Consider the following 23,523-nt stretch of genomic DNA (forward strand, 5'->3'; position numbering starts at 1 on the left):
TGCTTGCCTGCAGCTTGGATGACTTGCGCGGCCCCGCGGCGAGCTTGCCCTCGAGCCACTAGACGTCAGGAGTAGCCCGTGGCTGCAAAGACTAAAAACGAACAGAATACGGATTTATCAGCGGCCGCCGCGTTGGCCGAGCGGATCGATAGGAGCCAGCTGAAGGACAAGACGCGGCTCTACACCCTCGCCAAGATGCTGGGGATTTCCTCCAAGGCCCTGGTGGAACAGTTCGCCCAGCAGGGCATCAAGAAGGCCCCGCAGTCCGGCCTGAGCAAGGTGGAAGCCGAGCAGATGCTCGACCGCATCCAAGCCGCCGGCTCCCAGGCCCCGGCTGGCGATGCCCCCTCCGAGGCCGCAACCGATCCGGAGCCCGAGGCCCAGGACGCGCCCCCGGCCAAGAAGAAGACCACCAAGTCCACTAAGTCCACCAAGAACAAGCGGAAGGCCGCGCCCAAGGGCAAGCGGGCCGCCACTAAGTCCGAGAAGGCTAAGGCCGAGAAGGCTAAGCCCGAGGAGGTCGAGCCCGAGGAAGCCAAGTCCGAAATGGGCGCCCCTGCTGAGGAGCGGGCCGAGGATAGCGCCGCGGACAAGAGCGCGGACAAGCCCAAGAAGACCCGCAAGCGCGCGACCCGCAAGTCCACCAAGAAGCGGGCCGTGCGCGCCGCCGCCCCGGCCAAGCCGCAGCAGCAGGACGAGGAGCCGAAGCACGAGGACTCGGCCGACGCCGTGGCCACAGCCGCCGAGGAAAAGCTGCGCGACCGTGTGCGCAAGAACGTGGAAAACGAGTTCAACCAGATCGCCGACAAGGTCGACTCCGAGCTGCAGAACCTCGCCCCGACCGAGGCGCCCGACGGCGCCGATGCAGCAGCCGGCCACGGTGGCCAGGACGGCATCGGCAGCACGCAGGCTGACCAGGCTGACCGGGCTGACACTGCACAGGCCGAGGACGAGGACGAGCACGCAGACCTCGAGCGCGACGAGGACCTAGAGGAGCTGGTCGCGGCCCTGACGCCGCCGCACCAGGCAGCGGCCAAGGATAATGCCGCGGACTACGCGCCGGTCTTTATCGCCCCGCAGGCGAATGCCGCCAAGCCGGCCCGGCCGGCTGAACCGGATGATGCGGACGGCGATGACGACGAGCCGGAGCGCATCGAGGCCCCGCGCGGCATCAAGGGCTCGACCCGTATCGAGGCGCAGAAGCGCCGTCGGGCGGAGATGCGTGAGAAGGGCCGGGAGCGCAAGCACATCGTCTCCCAGGCGGAGTTCCTGGCGCGCCGGGAATCCGTTGAGCGCACGATGGTGGTGCGCGAGCGCCAGCGCGTCGACCACGCCGGTTCCGTCACCCAAGTAGGCGTCCTGGAAGATGATCTGCTGGTCGAGCACTTCGTGACCTCGGACTCGCAGGCCTCGCTCATCGGCAATATCTACCTGGGCCGCGTCCAGAACGTGCTGCCGTCGATGGAGGCCGCCTTCGTCGACTTCGGCGAGGGCCGCAACGGCGTGCTCTACGCCGGCGAGCTGAACTGGCGCGCCATGGGGCTCAAAGGCCGTTCCCGCAAGATAGAGCAGGCCTTAAAGTCCGGCGACCAGATCCTGGTCCAGGTGTCCAAGGACCCGATCGGGCACAAGGGTGCGCGTCTGACCACGCAGATCTCCCTGGCCGGCCGCTTCCTGGTCTATGTGCCGAACGGCCGCAGTGCCGGTATCTCCCGCAAGCTGCCCGCCCCGGAGCGCAAGCGCCTCAAGGAGATCCTGCAGCGCGTCGTGCCGGGCGAGGGCGGCACCATCATCCGCACCGCCGCGGAGAACGTCTCTGAGGAGGCCATCGCCACGGACGTTGGCCGCCTGCACGGGGTCTGGGAGGACATCCAGGAGCGCGCGGAGAAGGAAAAGAAGTCCAAGGGCGCGAAGCCGGTGACCCTCTACGAGGAGCCGGACATGTTGGTCAAGGTCGTCCGCGACCTGTTCAACGGCGACTTCAAGCACCTGGTCGTGGACGGCAAGAAGGCCTTCAACACGGTCAACGCCTATATCCAGTCGGTCGCCCCGGACCTGGCAGACCGGGTGGAGCGCTTCGACCGGAAAAAGCACGGCGGCCAGGACGCCTTCGAGGTCTACCGGATCGACGAGCAGCTGCAGAAGGCCCTGGCCCGCAAGGTGTGGCTGCCTTCGGGCGGCACGCTGGTCATCGACCGCACGGAGGCCATGACCGTCATCGACGTCAACACCGGCAAATTCACCGGCTCCGGCGGTGACCTCGAGGAGACCGTGACCCGCAACAACCTCGAGGCCGCAGAAGAGATCGTGCGGCAGATGCGCCTGCGCGATCTGGGCGGCATGATCGTCGTCGACTTCATTGACATGGTGCTGCCCGAAAACCAGGAGCTGGTCTTGCGCCGGCTCAAGGAGGCCTTGGGCCGCGACCGCACCCGCCACCAAGTCTCCGAGGTCACCTCGCTGGGCCTGGTGCAGATGACCCGCAAGCGCCTGGGTGCGGGCCTCCTGGAGACCTTCTCCAGCGAGTGCGAGCACTGCCAGGGCCGCGGCATCATCATCCACGACGACCCGGTCGAGCACACCGACGATCACTCCGGCCCCGGGCACCACGACCGCCGCAACCACAAGCACGCGGATTCGGGCCACGGCCGCAACCAGCGTTCCGCCGAGGAGCAAAGCTCCAAGTCGGAGTCCCGCGGCGGCACCCAGCAGCTCGACGAGCTGGTGGCCAGCGTGGTCAAGGACGACAGCGCCGCCAACGACGGCGAACATCGCGACGAGCGCCACGACAATGACCCCGAGGACCGCAAGGGGTCCTCCTCGCGCCGCCGCCGTCGCCGCGGCAGCCGGGGCGGTCGCTCGAACCGCTCCCGCGATGATCAGTCCCGCGACGAGCAGTCCCAGGACTCGGTCAGCGATATTGAGAAGATCGCTTTCGCCGCGGCCGACAACGCCGCCGACAGCGACGATGTCGCCGAGTTCAAGGACTACGTGCCCGACGAGGGCGCGCAGCCGGCACAGGCTGGTGGCGCCGCCTCCTACGACGAGGCAGTCGAGGAATTCGAGGCCTCGCCGCGGCGCAAGCGCAAGACCCGCGGGAACTCGCGCTCCGATCACCGCCCGCGCCGGGAGGATTTCCCGAGCCAAGGCAGTGATTCCGCGCAGCCCGCGGCCGGCGCGCAGGCTCAGGCGGAGGACGCTGCTGACGATGCCGGCGATTCCTCCGCGAATCAGCCGGGGCGCGGCAAGCGCGGCCGTCGCCGGGCTACTCGCCGCAGTGGCGGACAGCGCGGTGGGCGCGGCAACCGTGGCGGCAGGCAGTCCGCCCCGGCCCAGGAGCAGGCCTCGGCCCAGGATTCGCGGGCTGGTTCTGCGGCGCAGGCCGAGGACAACACCGAGGACAACACCCAGACCGTGGTCCGCGGGCGCCGCCGGCGGGCAGTGCGCCGCACGGCGAAGGCCGACCAGCCGGAGCAGGCGGAGTCCGGTCGCGCGAACGAGCCGCGGCGTGGCACCGATGAACACAAGGCCGACGGTGGCGCAGAAACCCGGAAGCAGCCCAGCCGGGGCCGGCGCCGGGCGACGCGCCGAAGCAGGAAATAAGCAGAAATTGGTGTGACCGGCGGGTGCAGGAAAGACGCGGTTTGTCTTTTCTGGTCCCGTCGGGGTAGGATTTCCAAGTCGCCGTTTAAGTCCAGTTGAGCCGCGCCAGAAGTCTCATGACTTACGTGTCGCGCCGGCACTGGACTCAAGCGCAAAATGTAATTGTCCATTCAGGGGTTGGGCCTCGCCTGCCCCTGAGCCGAGTTTAGATAAGGGGTAACCCTCTATGTACGCGATCGTCAAGACCGGCGGAAAGCAGTACAAGGTTGCCGAAGGTGACCTCGTCAAGGTCGAGAAGATCGAGGGTGAGCCAGGCTCTGCCGTGGCTCTCACCCCGGTTCTGCTCGTCGATGGCGCAAACGTCAAGTCGAAGGCCGATGACCTGGCTAAGGTCAAGGTCGACGCTGAGATCGTTGATCAGGCCAAGGGCCCGAAGATCAACATCATGAAGTACAAGAACAAGACTGGTTACAAGAAGCGCATGGGCCACCGCCAGCCGCTTACTGTTCTGAAGATTACCGGTATCAAGTAAGCTGCGAGGCTTGCACTAAAGACCCCTTGAAGGAGGGAAACCACAATGGCACACAAGAAGGGTGCATCCAGCACTTCTAACGGTCGTGACTCCAACCCGAAGTACCTCGGCGTTAAGCGCTTCGGCGGTCAGCAGGTCAAGGCCGGCGAGATCATCGTTCGCCAGCGCGGCACCAAGTTCCACCCGGGTGAGAACGTTGGCCGTGGCGGCGACGACACCCTGTTCGCTCTCGAGGCCGGCTCCGTCGAGTTCGGTGTCAAGCGCGGGCGTCGCATCGTCAGCATTGCTCCGGCCGAGGTCGCTGCCCCGGCTGCGGAAGCTTCCGCCTAGTACCACTCTAGGTTCCACACCCCGTCATTCCACGCCTTAAAGCGTGGGAGGCGGGGTTTTGGCATGCCTGGGTACTCCCGGGCTTGCTGGAGGCTGTGAGAACCGTGGTCAGCGGCCCTCGGGGAGGGCGGAAAAGCGGTAGCTGATGGACCTGCCGACCGAGAACCTGAAAGAAAGCTCCGAGTTTCCATAACGGCAAGTGAAAGTATTGGCAAATCGCGCGACCGTTATCAGGGTTTGGACGGGTTTGCAACCGCCAATGTATGAATAAATATTATGGCGGTCAGCTTTGGTCGCGCTTCGCAATTATGCAGCTTATGGAATTTTAACCGGGTAAAAATAGCTTAAAGGGCCAAGTAAAGTTTCAATACCAAAAGAGGCCTTTTCGACTTGTCTTTAATTAGCAGTTGTCTTAATATTACCTGTGTTATACATACTCCCCAAGCCTGACGATAACCAGCAGTGGTGAAGGGCCCAAGGGGTGACATTTCTTTAGCTGAGAGGCTCTTGTATCAATGACCGCTTCCAAGAAGATTGCCGCCGCTCTGGCCGCGACTACCCTGACCTTGACCACCGGTTTCGTCGGCGCTGGGGCGAACTTTGCCTTCGCGCAGGAAACCGGTGCGGAATCCACCCCGGCGGAAGAAGCGGGCGCTGAAGCCCCGCTGGCTCCCAACAACGACGCCGGCCTCATCAACGCCGACGCTGACGTCGCTCTCACCATCGAAAAGTACCTTGGTGAGCCGGGCGATACCTCCACCTCGCTGCCGGGCGCTAAGTTCCGCGTCGAGCGCGTCAACGACATCGATCTGACCGATCCGGCCGGCTGGGCACAGGTCGGAAACCTCAACCCCGGGGACGAGAGCCTCGCGGTAACCCCGGTCGACGGCGGGGAAGATGGTGTCTTCACCACCAACGATCAGGGTGTTATCAACCTGACGACGGCGGCCAACGGCCTGTCCGTCGGCGTCTACCGCGTCACCGAGGTCCAGTTCGAGAACTACACCGTGGCCGCCCCGTTCTTCGTGACGCTGCCTTACGACAACAACGGCAGCTGGGAGTATTCCCGGACCGTCCAGCCGAAGAACCAGGACGTCACCCCGAACAAGCAGGTCAAGGACGATGGCGTCACCATCGGCAAGCCGCTCGAGTACACCATCAACGCGCCGGTCCCGGCAGGCGAGCTCAACCGCTTCAACATCGTGGATAACCTGGTTGAGAACCTGAACGCACCGGCCGCTGGTGACGTGAACGTGACCACCAACGGCGACGTCGACCTGGCCAACGGCACCGACTACGAAATCACCGTGAACGGCCAGGAAGTCCGCGTGAACTTCACCGACGCTGGCCGCAGCAAGCTGCAGGAAGCTCGCCAGTCCAACCCGGGTCTGCAGGTCAGTGTCAACTTCGCGGCGGTAGTCAACTCCGTTCCGGAAAACGGGGTCATCAACAACTCCGCGACCGTGGAGCTGCCGAACGGCCAGGACAGCACCACCGACGACGGTGATACTCCGACCAACACCGTCTTCGGCAACCTGACCATCACGAAGACCTCGCCGGCTTCGGAGGGTTCGCTGAACGGCGCGACCTTCGAGCTCTACCAGTGCTCCGCGCAGGACGACGGCAGCTACCAGCTGCTGGGCGACGCCGTCGAGGTAGCTTCCGCGGCCAGCGGTGAGAACATTACCACCGGTACCGAAATGACCACCGCCGGCGGCGGGGCCGATGACGCCTCGGACGCAACGGCGAACGGCTATGCCATCCCGCTGCAATCCACCTCCACCGGCGCGACCGGTGTTGTTGCCAACACCTACTGCGTGCTGGAAACCCAGGCCCCGGACGGCTTCGTCCGTAACCCGCAGCCGCAGCCAGTCAACGTGGACATTGAAAACCGCGCTCTGTCCGTCTCCGTGGAAAACCAGCGTGATTCCATCATCGGCCAGCTGCCGGCTACCGGCGCCTGGGGCATCCTGATCGCCTTCCTGGTGGGCATGGCCTTCCTGGCCCGTGGCCTGTACACCAGCTACAAGGATTCCCGCGCAACGGCCTAAGACCACGGGGTCATCCTGACGGGCGAGGGCCTAGCTGTTCTACGGTGCGTTCGCGAATGTGAGGAGTAAAGATGCGAGCAGGCGGTGACCATGCGCAGCCGGTAACGGCCGCGCAGGCGCCCCGACGTGGGTGGTGGAAACGTTACCGCTCCGTCGTCTACCTCGTCATCGCCGCCCTCATCTTCCTCACCCCGGTGGTGCTCACGCATTACAAAAACGTCGAGCAGAACCGGATCGCGGAAGAGTATTCCCGCAACGTGGCGCAGCTAGACCCCGCCGAGCGGGAGGCAGCGTTGGCCGCGGCCCGGGACTATAACTCCCGGCTGCCGGAGTTCGGCGCCCCGGACCGGTGGACTTTGGGGCCGGACAAGGACTCCGAAGGTTACCGCGAATACCTCACCCACCTCGACGCCTTCGACAACTTGGCGCGCCTGCGGGTGCCGTCGGTGGGCATCGACTTGCCGGTCTATCACGGCACCGACTCCAGCGTCCTGGCGCATGGCGTCGGGCACCTGTACGGCACCGCGCTCCCCGTCGGCGGCGTGGGCACGCACTCGGTGCTGACGGGGCACACCGGCCTGGCGACTCTGACCATGTTCGACAATCTCACCCATATTCGCGAAGGGGAAGTCTTCACCGTTGAGGTGATGGGGGAGAAGCTCGCTTACAAGGTCACCTCGATTGAGACCGTACTCCCGGAAGACATTGAGACCATCCGCCCAGTGGCTGACAAGGATCTGCTGACGCTTGTCACCTGCACCCCGTACGGGATTAACTCGCACCGCCTCTTGGTACACGGGGAACGCACCGAGCTACCAGGCGACATTGAGCAGGATTACCACAGCCCCTGGCAGCCCTGGATGATCGCCGCCGTGATTATCGGCCTGCTGGTCATCATCTACCTGTGGTGGTGGATGCGGCGCCAGCGCCGAAAGAACAAAAACGACACAACGCAGACCCCATAGACGCAGCCTGCAGCACCGGACGCGTTTTAGACAAGGACTTGAACTATGGACATAGTTAGCGCACTAGGGCGGCACCGCCGCGGCGCTTCGTCGTTGACGGCTAGTCTGCTCGTGGCTCTGCTTTGTGCACTCTGCGTAGTGGTCACGCCGTGGGGTGCCCCGCAAAGCGCTGCGGCCGAACAAACCGGGACCGTCGTGGTTGCTAAGACGGCCGGGGTAGGGGATGAGGCCGAACCGGCTGTCGCGGGTGCCCAGTTCCAGCTGCTCGAATTGCCGGAACTGCGCGCTGACGGGGAAGAAGACTTACAAGAACTCGTCCGCGCCGACCCGCGCCTGCTCTACGGAGAGCCAGGAGTTCCTGTGGGCCGGCGTCTGGTGGCAGAGACCGACCAGGCGGGCATCGCCCGTTTCGAAGGAGTCTCTCCGGGCGTTTACCAGCTGCGGGAGTTGCCTTCCCAGACCGGCGATGTGGAACGCACCGCCGCCACCACGACGCTCGTGCGGGTCGAAGCCGGCCGGACGGCGTGGGTGCGCGCGAAGAACCAGCCGCTGCGCGTGGACAAGGAAGTCAACGTGGCCTCCGCCCGACCGGGCGACACTGTTGCGTACCGAATCACCAGCAGCGCGCCCGACGTCGACGCCGCGGGCGCGCTGCACCGGTGGGAGTTTCGCGATGAGCTGGACCGGAACTTCGCCTCCGGGGCTATTAAACGGATCACCGTCGCGAATGCTGACCGGGATATCACCCTGGACGAAGGCGTCCACTACACGGATAAGTCCGCGGGGCTGACTCTGGAGGCATCGTTTAACGACCGCGGGCTGGCCGAGCTCGCGCGGCTGCGCGACGGCCACCCAGAAACCAAGGTCAGCGTGTACCTGGAAGCGGTCGTTAGCGACGCCGCCGCCGCAGGCACGCGGGTCCCGAATACCGCGCTGGTCGCAGTCGACGGCCTGCGCCTGGAGCGCGATGCCGTGGCGTCTAACCGGGCTACCATCACCGTGGTCGCCGCGAGCGAGCCGGTGCCGAGCACCTCGCCGTGGCCGAGACCGGAAGAACCCGACCGGCCCGACCACGAGGCGCCGGGGCGACCGGGGGATGGGCAGCCCGAGACGTCGACGCCGCGCCCGCAGCAGACTCCGGAACCGCCCGGGCGCGGGCCCCGGCAGGTTCTGGACAAGCTAGCAACGACGGGCGCGAGCATCTTCGGGCTGGTGCTCGCAGGCTTATGCGCCATAGCCATCGCGGTTATATTACTGCGCCGGCGGCGCGAAGAAACGAATGAGACAGGGGAATGAGAAGGATGCAGAACAGGAGCACGCTGATGACCGGCCGTAGGCTACTCGCCCTTGTACTCGTCGCCGTCTTGTATATTTCCGCGTTCATGGTGCCGAACAGCTTCTCGGATGAGGTCACACCGCAGGCGGAGGCCCAAACGAATGACGACTCGGCGAGCCAGGCGGGCCACTTTGACTTCGGAGACTGCGCCGTACGCCAGACTCGCGGGCCCCTGATGGACGACAAACCGGAGCTGTGCTGGATCGACTTCAGTGACCTCGGTGCGCTGTCGACGACCCCGAAGAGCTTCACCAAACAGATCGGTCACTATCAGCTTTCTTTCGACCTCAGCGTCAATGCTGCCACTGAGCCGGGCCGAGTGACTCCCCGCCGCGACCGCCAGACTAATTCTGCTTTCGGGTATTCCAACGACCGAGACAGCATTTTCGTGCCCTATGCCGGTGACCAGTCCCGCCCCATTATTCACGTGGATCAGCAATCCCCGACGGCAACCTTCAGCCCGCGCAAGATGGCGCGGTTTACCTTCCGCAACATCAAGATCGTGGATACCACGACCGGTGCCAGGCTGCCGAATTACAACATTGTCTTAGCCGACGCCGAAACCACGAAGATCCAGGCCTACGGCGAGCACATGGTGATGGACGACCTGAACCCCAACAAACTCATTGAAGACTGGGGCCAGATTGCCCCGGACAGGTTTTATCGCGCGTGTTTGCCGGCCCCGTTGGGAGGATCCAACTTCTACGGGCGTAGTAAAAACGACGATGGCAGTTTTGTCTATCGCAATAACGAAGGCGAAATTGTCAGCGAGAACGCTCCCGGTGCGCGTCGGTATGTCTACGAGTACTACCGCGAGGGTGATCCGACGCGCCAGGCGACTAAGGACATCGCGTGCCAGGAAAGCCGCGGTGCATGGGCTAGTCCGGACAATCGCGCCGGTACCTACCTGTGGTCCGCGGATGCACCCGAGAACCTGGAAATTACCACTTTTTCCACGCAGAACCAGGCCTTCGCTCTGGCCGTGCCGATGTCCCTGATGCGAACTTCCCAAAAAATTGACACCACGATGGAGGAAGCCGCTACCGGGCAGTCCACCCAGTTCGATACAAACATGTACCTGGACAACGACGGCGAGGAAACTCCCATCGCAAAATCCGAGGGAGACCGGTACAGCGAGGCTCTCCGGGTCATTACCACCCGCAACGAAGCTGGCGAGTTACAGGATGGCAAGCCGCGCGCCAAGTCGCAACAGGTCTTCCGTTCCCAGGCTTCGGGCGGGCAGGCGGACAAGGTTTTCGACCGTTATGCACCTCAATGGACGTGTAGTTACCGCGGCAGTGCTAGCACAACTTATACGCTGAACGAGGCCTATCCCACTGCGGGGGAATTCAGCCTGGTTAATAACAAAGAAAGAGGGTTTTCGGAGGTTCGCACGGCCAATGCGCGTAACAACGCAGTCAGCTGCGAGGTCGAGTGGAAACCGAAATTTGTGGCCGCAAGTTTGCAGCTGCAGAAGACCGTTTCCGGTTCGGCAGCGACGTTTACCGAAAACCAGAACCGCACTTTCACGCTGCGTTACCAGTGCACTGTGTCCGATGCGTACAAGCGCGCCTATGGCGAGACTGCGGCGCAGGGCGAATCCGACCTGCTCAATGGGGCTACTGCAACCGTGACCGGCCTACCTGCGGGCACCCAGTGCCGGGTGGCCGAAGATTTCGGCGACTCGGAACCGCGCCCAAAGGGCCAAGACTGGGACCTCGTTTGGGATGTGAAACAGGGAGCGAATCCCGACGCCGCTCCGCGGACAGAGGATGACAATGGAATCGACGCGCAGGTGCTGACCCTGACCGAGGGGAATAACTCTGTTTCCCTGCGCAACAACTACGAGGCCCGGCTGGGCACCCTGGATCTGTCCAAGCACGTCACCGGAGCGCCGGTAGCGGAGCTGGGCAGCCCCAAGGATTACCGCTTCCACCTGACTTGCGAGGGCACCAACTACGCCCAGGACGTCACCCTGAGCCTGTCCGGCAGCGGGGACCTGTCGGGATCTACCGAAATTACCGGGATCCCGACCGGCCGTGACTGCACGCTGTCGCCGTTGACGGGCCTCGACCGGGAGCAGACGGAGTTTATGACCTTCGACGGCCGGGACGTCACCTTCCAGGGGCAGGACACCCCGGCGGACGGCTCCGGCTCCTACCACTTCGAGCTGGATGAGAACCCGGCTGCCGCGGGCGCGGAGGAGATGCGCATCGAGGCGCACTATTCCTACAAGACCCGCGAACTGAACGTGGTCAAGCAGCTGACGGGCCCGGGCGGCGAAAAGGCGCGAGGCCTGCATTACGACTACCCGGTCACTGTCCGCTGCCAGCGCGGCGATTACGCGGAGTCGCTGGTGGAGGCCGAGGGCACGACCAGCACGCAGAATTATTTCTCCGTCGCTGATGTTCCGGTCGGCGCTACCTGCCGCGTGGAGGAAGGCGAGTTTGACTACCCCGCGGACGCCGGCATTCGCCCATCAGACAATCCGGTGAGCATCACGGTTCCGGACGGGACGTCGGAAACGCGGACGGTTGAGTCTGCAAGCGTCGAATTCGTCGTCCCGCCGGCCTCCCGCGCGGCGACGGTGCCGGTCGTGGTGACGAACGACTATGACGTTGAGGTCGCCCCGGTTAACCTGCAGAAGCTGGTGGACACCAACGGCATGGCCGGGCAGTTCCCGGATTCCTACGAGCTGCAGTTCCGCTGCGGAACCCGCAACGTCCGCGCCGCCGACGGCAGCTACCCCTCGGTGAGCCTGACCGGTAGCGTTCGGCTGGGCGCCAACGAAGACCAGCGCTTGGTCGCGGACACGGACGACCCGGCGCTAGCCGCCTTGGTCAACGACCAGGACGGCGCGCTCGGCGTTCCGGTGGGCAACGAATGTACGTTCACGGAGACTACCCCGGGCGGTCTGCCCAGCGGCGTTAACTGGAGCTCAGATCTGTCCGAGGCGGCGCACGAAGTCACGGAGGGCGACAACCGAGTCACCGTGACCAATACCTTCGAGCCGGCCGGTGAAGGCCTTACCATCAACCAGAACTTCGCCGGCAACGCGCGCCTGGGCGAGGAGGTTGAATACCAGCTGACCTGTGAGATCGATGGCGCGCCCCTGCCGCTGTCGCCGGCGGAAGAAAACATCACCCTGGGTCCGGACAACCCGCGGCATGAGATCGATAGCTCCTCTCTGCGCGAGGGCGCCGAATGCCGGATCAAGGAGATCCGTGATGAATCCACCAGTGGTCTGCGGACCATGGATGGCATCACCTTCCCAGTCCGTCGTGATAGTAGCGCGACGCTGTCGCAGGACGACGGCAGCGAGCAGCGCTACGAGTTCGCCGACAACGAGCTCATGGAAGGCTCGTTCACGATCGGCCAGTCGACCGTTATCAACCTGAAGCACGCCTACGCCTACCAGATGCGTGATATCTCGGCCCAGAAGCTGGTCGAGTTCGCACGTCCGGAGGATCCGATGATTTCTCCGGCCGGCCAGGACGCGCTGCGCGAGCGCGGGTACACCGTGACCCTGCAGTGCGTGCCGCCGGCTGGTGGGGCCACCATCACGGTTACCGACACGATGACCGGTACCGAGGGCGCCGAGCGCCTGGCGGCGGTTCCGGCCGGCAGCCGCTGCGAGCTGGTGGAGCAGGACTTCGCCAGCGGCACGGGCCTGGATTCGGAGAGCAAGATCTCCCTCGAGGGCGGCGATGGCTCTGGCCCGACTATCGATGACCCCCTGCGTTTCGTTGCCGTGAACCCGGAGAACCCGCAGAATACGGGCGAGATCGCCGCGAAGATCACGAATACCTTTAACCGCCGCGCGGCCACGGTCGAGCTGAACAAGATAGCCCGCACCCCGATTGACGTCCAGGCCACTTTCCCCGAGTGGGACTTAGGCCCCTTCGGCGGTGACACCGGTCCCTCGCACCCGGACAACGGTCGGGTGTTCTACCAGCACGACTTCGTGCTGACCTGCCACGACCCAGGGGACAAGGACTCGGTCATCGCGGTCCGCGAATCCACCATCACCGGCCCCGGCCAGACCGAATTCGTCGACGTTCCGGAAGGCGCCGAGTGCAGCATCAGCGGCAACAAATTCGGCACCCTGAACATGACGAAGGAACAGGACGGCATGGAGCTGGAGACCCACCTGCGCCCGAAGCAGGTCAACTGGGCCTCCGTGCACAACGACGGCACGACGCTGGTCGATGACGAGTTGGCTAACGACGCCACGGAGTCGATGGATTTCTCGGTGCTGGCGGACAACGGTTCCGATCCCGGCAACGTCATCAACCTGACCAACACCTACGAGTTCCTGCCGGCTACCGTGCGCTTGACCAAGGAGGTCAAAGGCGACGCGGTGAACTTGGCTCGCCTGGCAGACAACCAGCAGTTCGACTTTTCCTACCAGTGCCGCGGCGTGGGCTATTCCTACTCCAGCATCGGCCTGGGCGAAGTGACCCTGCCGAACACGCTGGAGCTGAACGAATTCACCGAGCGCGACGGCGTCTATCGCTTCGAGTCGGAGCCGGTCCAGGTTCCCTCGGGCGCGCTGTGTAACTTCACCGAAAACCAGCCCCTTGACACCCCGGAGGAGTTGGAGCTTGACGTGGATTCGCCCGGCGAGAACGTCCGCGTCGAAGACGCCGCGGACCAGGAAATCGACCAGAACTTCGAGTTCGTGAATAACTACTCGCGCCGCCTGGTGGACGCACGCGTGACCAGCATGCATGATGGCTACCTCGAGGGCGCCGACCCGGCCGGCTACAACTATCACCTCACCTGCCAGGACGCAGACGATAGGGATGCGGTCCTCTTTGATGAGACGTTGAGCTTCGACCTGCAGTCTTCCTTCGTAGAGGGCAATCTGAGCGGCTCCACGCCGCCGTTGCGCGGTAGTGTCATCCAGATCCCTGTCGGCGCTGAGTGCCGCATCGAGGCGGGGGAGTCCCCGGCACTGGCAGCGCGCCCAGAGTTGGAGGTCAACCAAGGCGACCGCGCTCCCTATATGGAATTCGCCCACTGGGGAGCGGCCACCTCGGAGACCGAGAACCCAACGCGTCCGCTGAGCGATGTCGCGCCGGGGGATGTCACCGAAGAGATGAAGAGCTACGCCTATGAGTTCACGGTTCCGGCCTCCGCCCAGAGCCCGGGCGCCGAGCAGGTCGCTCTGAGCGTGGCCGGTGAGGCCGTGCACCCGCGCGCCACCGTCGACTTGACCTTTACCAAGGAAGTAGACGGCGACGCCGCGAGCGCCGCGGACTATGATTTCTTCGCGTCGTGTACTGGCGAGTCCTTCAGCCTGCGGGCGGGGGAGACCCACGTCATCCACGACGTCGACGTGAACGCGCCGTGCACGATCTACGAAACCGAGGACGATAATCCAAACGTGGACGCGGTACTTGAATTCGGCGATGAGCTCGGTGAGCGCCTGTCGGAACCGGCCTTGGTGGCGGATAACCTTCACCGCCGCGAAGCACCGGATGAAGTCAACCCGGATTCCACGGTCCAGGTACCGACCGGCTGGACCGTGCGCGTCAACCCGGTGGCTTCCGCCACGGACCTTTCGCGTGACGGGGCCAAGTGGGCCTTTACCGGCATCAACCGGATGCCGGGCGTGGACATCGACAAGCACATCGACGGCGCGCCGCTGTCCGCAATCACCGGCGCGGTCGCAAACACCGCGCTCTTGCCGGATGATGCCACGCAGATGCATTTCAGCTACACCGTGACCAACCCGGGCGCGCTGCCGCTGAAGGACTTCTCGTTTGCCGAACCGGGCCTGGCCGGCCGCGAGATTGGCTTCGGCGATGGCCACACCGTCACCGTCGGCGAAAACGGAGTCCTGCCGGCGGAGGTCTGCGCGGCAAGCCTGCCGGGCGGGGAGCTGGCACCGGGCGCGTCCTTTACCTGTGAATTCGACGTCGCCGTGCCGGAGACCACCGAGGAATTCTTCCGCTACGGCGGTGGGGACGACGGTACGGTCACCGTTGCCGCCAGTGTCGTCGGGCAAGAGGCCACGGGCGCCATCGTGCGCGACTCGGATAGCTACGGAGCTATCCGCCTGCCGGAGAGCATCGGCTGGATGCTGCCTGATACCGGACGCCAGACCCTGGTCTTTTTCCTCCTGTTGGGCTTGCTGATTCTGGCCGCCGGCTTGATTCGCTACCTGCGCAACCGGGATGATGAAGAAAACGAGCTGGACGAAACCCAAGGAGCGGAGGAGTCATCGCGGAGCTAACCAGCCCCAGCACGGGCGCTGACCCGGCCGCCACCGCCGCCGGCGATGCCCGTGCTGTGCGGCACGGCCGCAGGAGGCATAGTGGCCGGTCGGGCCGGGCCCGCCGGTGGCGCTCTTTGGCGTGGATCCTGGTGGGTATCCTCATCCTGTCCTACCCGGTGGTCGCGACGTTGTATAACGACTACCGGATCCAAAAGCAGGCGGAGGACTACAGCGGATCGGTGAAAAAGATCGACCCGCCGAACCGGGCGCAGCAGTACTTGGCCGAGGCCCGCGACTACAACGCCCGGCTGTCCCAGCAGGGCCACCACGCGCTGCCGCCGGGGGATGAATCCCCGGGCTGGCAGGAGTACCTGTCCACGCTGAACGCCCCGGAGACCAACGGCATGCTGGCGCGTATTACCATTCCTGCCATCGACGTGGACCTGCCCGTCTACCACGGCACCCAGCCGGACGTGCTCTACGAGGGCGCGGGCCACATGTTCGGCAGCGATCTGCCCGTGGGCGGGGCCGGCACCAACGCGGTGATTACCGCGCACACCGGCATGGTGGATGCCTCCATGTTCGACCGGCTGCCCACGCTCAAGGACGGCGAGATCGCCACCGTGGAAGTCATGGGGGAGAAACTGCACTACCGGGTCACCGGCCGTAAGGTGGTCAAGCCGGACTACTGGCAGGCGGCGACCTACGAGGAGAGCAAGGACAAGCTCACCCTGGTCACCTGCACCCCGTACGGGATTAACTCGGACCGACTGCTGGTCGAGGCGGAGCGCGTGGATCTCGGAACGGACGGGGACTACTCGTGGAAGCCGTCGTTTAGCTGGTGGATGCTGGCTGCCCTGGCGATTATCGCCATCGTGCTGGCCATCGTGGCCAGCAAGGAATGGCGACGCCGCCGGCGCCGGCGCCAGCAGCAGGCCGGACAGCCAGAAGAAGCGGCCCAGGCGGGCTAGGTGAGCATTCTGGGACCTCACCGCCGGGCTGGTAGACTCCCAGGTTAAGTGAAAATCCGTTCTTTACGTGGGGAATTGAAGGTGAGGCACCATGGCCCGATTTGTTGACCGCGTCGTTTTGCACTTGCAGGCAGGCGACGGCGGGCACGGCTGCGTGTCCGTCCACCGCGAGAAATTCAAGCCCCTCGGCGGCCCGGACGGCGGCAACGGCGGCCACGGCGGGGACATCGTCCTGGAGGTCTCCAACCAGATCCACACGCTGATGGACTTCCACTACCGCCCGCACATCAAGGCTGAGCGGGGCGGCAACGGCGCGGGCGATAACCGCAACGGCGCCCGCGGCAAGGACCTGGTGCTGGAGGTGCCCGCCGGCACGGTCGTCCAGGACACCAAGGGCCGCGTGCTAGCCGACCTGACGGTCCCGGGCACGCGTTTCATCGCGGCCGAAGGCGGCTACGGCGGCCTGGGCAACGCCGCGCTGGCCACCGCCCAGCGCAAGGCCCCGGGCTTTGCCCTGCAGGGCGAGCCGGGGCAGGCGCACGACCTGGTCCTGGAACTTAAGTCGATGGCCGACGTCGGGCTGGTTGGCTTCCCCTCGGCCGGTAAGTCCTCGCTGATTTCGGTGCTTTCTGCTGCCAAGCCGAAGATCGGTGACTACCCCTTTACCACCCTGCAGCCCAACCTCGGCGTGGTGGACATGGGGGATTCCTCCTTTACCATCGCGGACGTGCCGGGGCTCATCCCGGGCGCGTCCCAGGGCAAGGGCCTGGGCCTGGACTTCCTGCGCCACATCGAGCGCACCGCGGTGCTGGTCCACATCGTGGACACCGCCAGCATCGAGCCGGGCCGCGATCCGGTCTCGGATATTGAGGCCCTGGAAAACGAGCTGGCCCAGTACAAGTCCGTGCTGGACGGGGACACGGGCCTGGGCGATCTGCGCGACCGCCCGCGGCTGATCGTCCTCAACAAGGCCGACGTGCCCGAGGCCGCGGAGCTGGCGGAGTTCGTCAAGGAGGACCTGGAAAAGCAGTTCGGCTGGCCGGTCTTTATCATCTCCGCGGTCGCCCGCAAAGGCCTGGATCCGCTGAAGTACGCCCTGATGGAAGCGGTGGATAAGGCCCGCCGCGAGCGGCCGAAGCAGAAGGCGGATCCGAATCACACGGTCATCCGTCCGAAGGCGGTCGGCCCCCGCACCGGCGGTTCCTTCGCCCAGTTCACGGTCGAGGCGGACCCGGAGGTCGAGGGCGGCTTCATCGTCGAGGGCGACAAGATCGAGCGCTGGATTACCCAGACCGACTTCGAAAACGAAGAGGCGGTGGGCTACCTGGCCGACCGCCTGGCCAAGGCCGGCGTGGAAGACTCGCTGCGCAAGGCCGGCGCCGTGGAGGGCGCGCCGGTGACCATCGGCGGTATCACCTTCGAGTGGGAGCCGATGACCGCCGGGGATCCGACCCTGGCCGGCCGCGGCCACGACGCCCGTCTGCAGGGCACCTCGCGCGTCTCCGCCGCCGAGCGCAAGCGCGCCTCCCAGGCCCGCCGCGGGCTTATCGACGAATACGACTACGGCCAGGACGAAGAAGTCACCCGCGAGGGCGCCAACCGCGACCGCTGGCAGGGCTAGGCAACCCCATTGCCGGCGCCGGCCGCGCGGGGCGAGGTGGGCCAAAAGTAGGTAAGGCCTGCACACCGGCGCGGTAGGTTTGTATGATCGGTGAGCATGACTGCGCAATCGGACAATCACAGTACTTCTTCCGACCAGCCTTCCCGGCCCCTGCCGCTGGAGCCGTATGCGGATCAAGCTCCGGAGACCCCCTTCCCGGACCCGGCGCCGCAGGCCGACGAGTCCCTGGCGATGGGGCACGAGTCCCAGCTGCGCGAGGAGATCGCCAAAGCCAAGCGCGTGGTGGTGAAAATCGGTTCCTCCTCGCTGACGGGCGATGATTTCTCGGTCGCCCCGGAAAAGATCGACCGGATCGTGGACGCCATCCAGGCCCGCATGGAGTTCTCCGACGTCATCGTGGTCTCCTCCGGCGCCGTGGCCGCGGGAATGAAGCCGCTGGGGCTGACCCAGCGGCCTACGGACCTGGCCACCAAGCAGGCCGCCGCCGCGGTCGGCCAGGTACACTTGGCCTACGAGTGGTCGCGGTCTTTCGCCCGCTACGGCCGCACCGTGGGTCAGGTCCTGCTGACGGCTTCCGACGCCGGCAAGCGGGACCGCGCCCGCAACGCCCAGCGCACCATCGAGCGGCTGCGCCACCTGCGCGCCGTGCCGATCGTCAACGAAAACGACACGGTGGCCACCTCCGAGATGCGGTTCGGTGACAACGACCGCCTCTCCGCCCTAGTCGCCCACTTGACCTCGGCGGACGCGCTCTTCCTGCTCTCCGACGTGGACGGGCTTTACGACCGCAACCCGGCGGATCCGGGCGCCCAGTTCGTCGACGAGGTCCGCACCGGCAAGGATCTCAAGGGCGTGGCCGCCGGCGACGGCGGCAAGGTGGGCACCGGCGGCATGGCCTCCAAGGTTTCGGCCGCGCGCCTGGCCGCCCGCGGCGGGGTGCCGGTGCTGCTGACCTCGGCGGATAACATCGGCCCGGCCCTGGAGGATTCCCGCGTCGGGACGGTCTTCCACACCCGCGAGGAACGCCGCCTGTCCGCGTGGAAGTTCTGGGCGCTGTACTCGGCGGACTCCGGCGGAACCCTGCGCCTGGACGCCGGCGCGGAGGAGGCCGTCACCCGCGGCGGCAACTCCCTGCTCGCGGTCGGTATCACCGACGTGGACGGCGAGTTCCGCGCCGGGGAGATCGTCGACATCGTCGGCCCGGAGTCCAAGGTCATCGGCCGCGGCGAGGTCAACTTCGACTCCAGTACCCTGCGCGAGATCATGGGCCGCCACACCGACGAGCTTCCGGTGGAGATGCACCGCGCCGTGGTCCACGCGGACTACCTGTCCAACTACGCCTCCCGCCTCTAAAACGGAGGGTAAAAAGAACGCTTAAGGCAACGCGGCCGGCGGCTTGGTCGCGTAGCGTGGGGCCCATGAAGTATTTTATGGGCCCCTACGTTTGGGAAGAGACGGTCGCCGATATCGACGCCGCCGGCCACGAGCGCGTCGATCGGCTGGAGGACGCGGAAGCGTATATCAACACCTCGCCGAACCCTGCCAAGATCCCGGATATGCCGGGCAACATCGGCTTCATTCAGCACTGCTTCACCGGGGTGGAGGGCCTCATTGCGGCCGGGCTGATTAGCGAAGGCGGGCTGCGCTGGGCGAATTCGGCCGGCGCCTTCGCCACCCCGGTCGCCGAGTCCGCGCTGGGGCTGCTGCTCTCCCAGGCCCACCAGCACAAGGCCTTCGCCCTGGCCGCGGACTGGGGCATGGCCGGCGAGCTCGACAAGCAGCAGGCGTGGCTCTACAGCCCGGCCGGCCGCGACCCGAAGACGGTGGTGGTGCTGGGCGCGGGCGGCATCGGCAAGCGCCTGATTGAGCTCCTCGCCCCGTTCGGCCTGCACGTCATCGCCGTGAATAATTCCGGCCGCGAGGTCGCCGGCGCGAACGAGACCTTCGCGCTTAGAGAGGCCGGTGAGGTCTGGGGCCGTGCCGACTTCGTGGTGAACATCCTGCCGCTGACGCAGGAGACGAACGGGCTTATCGATGCCTCTTTCTTCGCCCGCCTCAAGCCCAGCGCCATCTTTGTCAACGTCGGCCGCGGGGCCACGGTGGTGACCGACGACCTGGTGCAGGCGCTGCAAGACGGCACCATCGCCGGTGCCGGCCTGGAGGTCGTGGACCCGGAGCCGCTGCCGGACGGGCACCCGCTCTACGCGCTGCCGAACTGCACGATGACCCCGCACATCGCGGCCTCGCAGCGGGTGGCGCGCTTCCACCTGGGCCCGATCTTTGACGCCAACGCCCGGGCTTTCGCCGCCGGCGAGCGCATGCCCACCGAAGTCAACCCGGAAGCAGGTTATTAAGCCATGAAATACGTGATGTACCCGCAGCGCTGGGAAGCCGCCCAAGCCGCCTTCGACGAGGCCGGTTTCACCCAGCTGGGCATGGAGCAGCTGGGGCAGGCGGACTTCCTGTTCTTTACCGGCGGCGCCGACGATCTGCCGGAGATCCTGCCGGAGTCCCTCGGCTTCGTGCAGCTACCTTTTGCGGGCGTGGACGCGCTTTTGCCGCAGATGCGCGAGCTGACCCGCACCTGCGGCACGCGCTGGTCGAACGCGGCCGGGCTCTACGATGAGACCGTGGCCGAATCCGCCATCGCCCTGCTGCTCGCGCAGCTGCACTCCCACCGCCGCGTGGGTTCTACCTGGGACAACCGCGACGAGGTGGAGGCGCACACCTCCTTCCTCTTCGAGGACAAGACGGTCGCCATCGTCGGTGCCGGCGGCATCGGCGCGCGGCTGATCGAGATGCTGCGCGGGTTTGGCCCGAAGATCGTCGCGGTCAACCGCAGCGGTAAAGACGTGCCGGGCGCGGACCGCACCATCCCGACCGAACAGATGGATAAGGTCTGGCCGGCAGCGGACTACTTCGTGCTGCTGCTGCCGCTGACGGACGAGACCCACCACGTGGTGGACAGCCGCGCCCTGGAGCAGATGCCCGAGCACGCCGTGGTCATCAACGTCGGCCGCGGGCCCCTGGTGGACACGGACGCGCTGGTGAAGGCCCTGCGTGAGGGCAACATCGCTGGCGCCGGCCTAGACGTGACCGACCCGGAACCGCTGCCGGACGGGCATCCGCTGTGGGAGATGCCGCAGGTGGTCATCACCCCGCACGTGGCCAACCCGCCCTATTCGGTCAAAAAGCGCAGCGGCGCCCACGCCGTTAGCGTGGCCCGGGCCTTCGCCGAAGACGGCAGCCTGCCCACCGAGGTCGACGTCGACGCCGGCTATTAACGCCGCGGGTAACCGCCCGCCCGCGAGCACGCACGTGTGACCCAGTGCATCAATCCGGGGGATGAGCGGGGTGGGTTTACGTACACTGGGACGCATGACTCAATCTACGGATGAACTGAGCCCGGAACGCCAAGCCGAGCGCGACGAGGTGCTGACCAAGGCGCGCGCTGCCAAGGAGGTCGCCGCGCAGATCGCGCAGCTGACCACCCCGCAGAAGAACGAGATCCTGCGGCAGGCGGCGAAGGACTTAAGCGCGGCCACCGAGGAGATCCTCGCGGCCAACCAAAAAGACATCGACGCCGGCCGTGAGGCGGGCATGTCGGATTCGCTCATCGACCGCCTGAGCCTGGACGCCGACCGCGTCGCGGGCATCGCGGACGGCCTCAACCAGGTGGCCGGCCTGCAGGATCCGGTGGGGGAGGTCGTGCAGGGCCGCACCATGGACAACGGCATTCAGATGCGCCAGATCCGCGTGCCGCTAGGGGTTATGGGCATGGTCTACGAGGCCCGCCCGAACGTCACGGTGGACGCCTTCGGCCTGGCCTTAAAGTCCGGCAACGTGCCGCTGCTGCGCGGCTCGAAGTCGGCCCGCAACTCCAACGAGAAGCTGGTGGAGATCCTGCAGTCCACCCTGGAGGCCGCCGGCCTGCCGCGCGCCGGGGTCCAGCTGCTGCCGTGTGAGACCCGCGGCTCGGTCCAGGACCTGATTACCGCCCGCGGCCTGGTCGATCTGGTCATCCCGCGCGGCGGCGCCGGACTGATTAACGCCGTGGTCACGGGCGCTACCGTGCCGACCATCGAGACCGGCACCGGCAACTGCCACTTCTACGTCGACGCCTCCGCGGACCTAGACAAGGCCATCGCCATGGTCATCAACGGCAAGACCCGGCGGACCTCGGTGTGCAACTCCACCGAGTGCGTGCTGGTCGATGCCGCCCTGCCGGCCGCCGACCAACTGCGTGTCATCCAGGCCCTCCAGGACGCCGGGGTGACCATCCACGGCGACACCGAGGAGCTAGCCGCACTCGGCGTCGAGGGCGCGGTGCAGGCCAGCGAGGAGGACTGGGCGGAAGAATCCCTGTCGATGGACATCTGCGCCAAGGTCGTCGACGGTGCGGGTGGGGCCATCGAGCACATCCGCCGCTATTCCACCGGCCACACCGAGGCCATCGCCGCCCAGGACGCGGACGTCCTGCTGCGCTTTGCCAACGAGGTCGACGCCGCCGCGGTCATGCTCAACGCCTCGACGGCCTTTACCGACGGCGAGGTCTATGGCATGGGCGCGGAGATCGGCATCTCCACGCAGAAGCTGCACGCGCGTGGCCCCATGGCCCTGCCGGAGCTGACCTCTACTAAGTGGGTGCTGCAGGGCAACGGCCACACCCGCCCCTAGCCGGGACGTATACTAGCCATCCATGAGCAACCGTATAGGGATTATGGGCGGGACCTTCGATCCCATCCACCACGGCCACTTGGTGGCCGCGAGCGAGGTAGCGCACCGCTTCCAGCTGGACCAGGTGGTCTTCGTGCCCACCGGGCAGCCCTGGCAGAAGGCGGACCGGCAGGTAACCCCTGCCGAGCACCGCTACCTGATGACGGTGGTGGCTACCGCCTCCAACCCGCGGTTTACCGTCTCCCGCGTGGACATCGACCGCGAGGGGCCGACCTATACCATCGACACGCTCCAGGACCTGCGGGAGTTCTACCCGGAGTCCGAGCTGTTCTTCATCACCGGCGCGGACGCGCTCAGCTCGATCATGAGCTGGCGGGACTGGGAGAAGATGCTGCAGATGGCCAGGTTCGTCGGCGTGACGCGCCCGGGCTACGAGCTGACCGACAAAATGCTGCCCCGAAAGTCGCGGCAGGGGATAGAGTTGGTGGAGATCCCCGCGATGGCGATTTCCTCGACCGATTGCCGTGAGCGCGCCGCCGCCGGCCGGCCGGTGTGGTATTTGGTCCCGGATGGGGTGGTGCAATATATTGCCAAGAATAATCTCTACCGCATCAACCCAGATCAGCCGCTCTAGCAGCGCGCCGCGAGTAGGAAAATGTCCGAAAACGTGGGACACTAGTATCGATTATCGGTAGAAGTTAACGCCTGCAGAATTTGTTGAAGGATTTCCCGCATTGTCTATTACTGACGTAGCCCGGAGCATGGCCGAGGTAGCCGCGCGCGCTGCCCAAGAGAAGTTGGGCGGCAACATCGCCGCTATCGACGTCTCCGACGTGCTGGCGGTCACCGAGGTCTTCGTGATCGCCTCCGCCGATAACGAGCGCCAGGTGCGCTCCATCGTGGACGAGATCGAAGACGAGATGACCGCGGCCGGCTACGAGCCGAAGCGCCGCGAAGGCAACCGGGAAAACCGCTGGGTGCTGCTGGACTACGGCAACGTGGTCGTCCACGTCCAGCGCGAGGGCGAGCGGGACCACTACGGCCTCGACCGTCTCTACCACGACTGCCCGCTGGTGGAGATCCCCGGCGTCGAGGCCCCGCAGCGCCCCGGCCAGTGGGCCGGCGAGGTCAACCCGCGCGAGGCGGAATCCGTCGCTGACCTGCCGCTGGCCGACAAGGCCCCGGGCGAAGACGAAGAGATCTAGGTAGCCGCA

Annotated in this window: 15 protein-coding genes; all 15 read left to right on the plus strand. The window is 65.6% G+C overall.

Annotation, left to right across the window (positions count from 1 at the left end):
* Positions 1-78: 78 nt before the first annotated feature.
* The 15 genes from QQS53_RS04225 (at position 79) to rsfS (ending at position 23,514) form a co-directional block, all read left to right on the plus strand.
* Positions 79-3,603, plus strand: a complete 3,525-nt coding sequence (locus QQS53_RS04225) for a translation initiation factor IF-2 N-terminal domain-containing protein (protein WP_472774668.1) — start codon at positions 79-81, stop codon at positions 3,601-3,603.
* A gap of 226 nt (positions 3,604-3,829) precedes the next feature.
* Positions 3,830-4,135, plus strand: coding sequence for a 50S ribosomal protein L21 (gene rplU, locus QQS53_RS04230; RefSeq protein WP_290222882.1), 306 nt, complete (start codon positions 3,830-3,832; stop codon positions 4,133-4,135).
* Positions 4,136-4,180: 45 nt separating this feature from the next.
* Entirely contained in the window at positions 4,181-4,465 is a 285-nt protein-coding gene (gene rpmA, locus QQS53_RS04235; RefSeq protein WP_448879031.1) for a 50S ribosomal protein L27, read from the plus strand.
* A 515-nt stretch (positions 4,466-4,980) separates the two neighbouring features.
* On the plus strand, positions 4,981-6,516 hold the full coding sequence (locus tag QQS53_RS04240) for a SpaH/EbpB family LPXTG-anchored major pilin (protein WP_472774669.1): 1,536 nt from the start codon (positions 4,981-4,983) through the stop codon (positions 6,514-6,516).
* A 71-nt stretch (positions 6,517-6,587) separates the two neighbouring features.
* Complete coding sequence (locus QQS53_RS04245) at positions 6,588-7,481, plus strand: class C sortase (RefSeq protein ID WP_472774670.1); 894 nt, start codon at positions 6,588-6,590, stop codon at positions 7,479-7,481.
* A gap of 138 nt (positions 7,482-7,619) precedes the next feature.
* Positions 7,620-8,777, plus strand: coding sequence for an isopeptide-forming domain-containing fimbrial protein (locus QQS53_RS04250; protein WP_472774671.1), 1,158 nt, complete (start codon positions 7,620-7,622; stop codon positions 8,775-8,777).
* A gap of 5 nt (positions 8,778-8,782) precedes the next feature.
* Entirely contained in the window at positions 8,783-15,058 is a 6,276-nt protein-coding gene (locus QQS53_RS04255; protein ID WP_472774672.1) for a DUF5979 domain-containing protein, read from the plus strand.
* A gap of 131 nt (positions 15,059-15,189) precedes the next feature.
* Positions 15,190-16,011 carry a class C sortase gene (locus tag QQS53_RS04260; RefSeq protein ID WP_472774673.1) on the plus strand — a complete coding sequence of 274 codons (822 nt, stop codon included), beginning with the start codon at positions 15,190-15,192 and terminating at the stop codon, positions 16,009-16,011.
* 91 nt (positions 16,012-16,102) lie between these two features.
* Positions 16,103-17,632 carry a GTPase ObgE gene (obgE, locus tag QQS53_RS04265; protein ID WP_472774674.1) on the plus strand — a complete coding sequence of 510 codons (1,530 nt, stop codon included), beginning with the start codon at positions 16,103-16,105 and terminating at the stop codon, positions 17,630-17,632.
* A 96-nt stretch (positions 17,633-17,728) separates the two neighbouring features.
* Entirely contained in the window at positions 17,729-18,985 is a 1,257-nt protein-coding gene (proB, locus tag QQS53_RS04270) for a glutamate 5-kinase (RefSeq protein WP_472774675.1), read from the plus strand.
* 65 nt (positions 18,986-19,050) lie between these two features.
* A complete protein-coding gene (locus QQS53_RS04275) occupies positions 19,051-19,986 on the plus strand; it encodes a D-isomer specific 2-hydroxyacid dehydrogenase family protein (RefSeq protein ID WP_472774676.1) in 936 nt (311 codons plus the stop codon).
* Between the two features lie 3 nt (positions 19,987-19,989).
* Positions 19,990-20,916: a D-isomer specific 2-hydroxyacid dehydrogenase family protein gene (locus QQS53_RS04280; protein WP_472774677.1), complete on the plus strand. Its 927-nt coding sequence runs from the start codon at positions 19,990-19,992 to the stop codon at positions 20,914-20,916.
* Positions 20,917-21,010: 94 nt separating this feature from the next.
* On the plus strand, positions 21,011-22,309 hold the full coding sequence (locus tag QQS53_RS04285; protein ID WP_472774678.1) for a glutamate-5-semialdehyde dehydrogenase: 1,299 nt from the start codon (positions 21,011-21,013) through the stop codon (positions 22,307-22,309).
* 22 nt (positions 22,310-22,331) lie between these two features.
* Entirely contained in the window at positions 22,332-22,943 is a 612-nt protein-coding gene (nadD, locus tag QQS53_RS04290; protein WP_472774679.1) for a nicotinate-nucleotide adenylyltransferase, read from the plus strand.
* 100 nt (positions 22,944-23,043) lie between these two features.
* Positions 23,044-23,514, plus strand: coding sequence for a ribosome silencing factor (gene rsfS / locus QQS53_RS04295; RefSeq protein ID WP_472774680.1), 471 nt, complete (start codon positions 23,044-23,046; stop codon positions 23,512-23,514).
* Positions 23,515-23,523: the final 9 nt, after the last annotated feature.

It is taken from the genome of Corynebacterium sp. 2571A (assembly GCF_055700935.1).